Origin of the sequence: Phytobacter sp. V69, from assembly GCF_965644215.1 — a bacterium.
Taxonomy (GTDB): domain Bacteria; phylum Pseudomonadota; class Gammaproteobacteria; order Enterobacterales; family Enterobacteriaceae; genus Phytobacter.
Genome location: NZ_CBFFRL010000508.1, coordinates 1 through 523, shown reverse-complemented (window position 1 = coordinate 523; position 523 = coordinate 1). Strand labels below are relative to the sequence as shown.

The following is a 523-nucleotide window of genomic DNA, read 5'->3' as shown; positions in this document are numbered from 1 at the left end:
AGAGCGGGCATCGTGAAAAGTCTATGTCAAAGAAAGGGTTATGTTCTCATAATTGACGATTAAATCGCACCTTCCCTTGTGTCTGAGAGCTCTTTCATTACCCATGGCCATATTTCTTCTGCGTAAAATTCTGCACCTGTGATATTGCCAGAATAATTCTGCCACGAGCTTTTAGTTGAAACCTCACCATTTTCGATAGCTTGTAAAATAATTACTAAATAGTTTCTAGCGAGGGTTATCTCATAAGGATTTCGAGGGATATCCTCAATGTGTCGATATTCAGGTGTGCCAGCCATAACTAAGGCTACCTGCTCTGCTGATACAATTCGCATGCGCCGTATATAAGCCGGGAGGTCAAGTTTTTCTTTTGTCATATCGTCCCCTACAAACAATCCCTACAGCAAAAAGCCAGCGTCAACCCTGTAGGGAGGGGATTCGGGAGCTACCCTAGGCTGTGTCCCTTAATCACCTGAGTTATAGTAACTGTCTTTTTCAACAACATATTGAACTATGGCTCGCTACG

General features: G+C 43.0%; 1 protein-coding gene. It reads right to left on the bottom strand.

Annotated elements, in window-relative coordinates; translation table 11 throughout:
• Positions 1-59: 59 nt before the first annotated feature.
• Positions 60-374 (bottom strand): hypothetical protein, encoded by a 315-nt coding sequence (locus tag ACSZPU_RS26250; RefSeq protein ID WP_499004557.1) that lies wholly within the window; start codon positions 372-374, stop codon positions 60-62.
• Between the last annotated feature and the right edge of the window lie 149 nt (positions 375-523).

Excerpts from the sequence above, each read along its gene's own strand:
- ACSZPU_RS26250 (WP_499004557.1), bottom strand. The coding sequence starts at position 374 with ATGACAAAAGAAAAACTTGACCTCCCGGCTTATATACGGCGCATGCGA.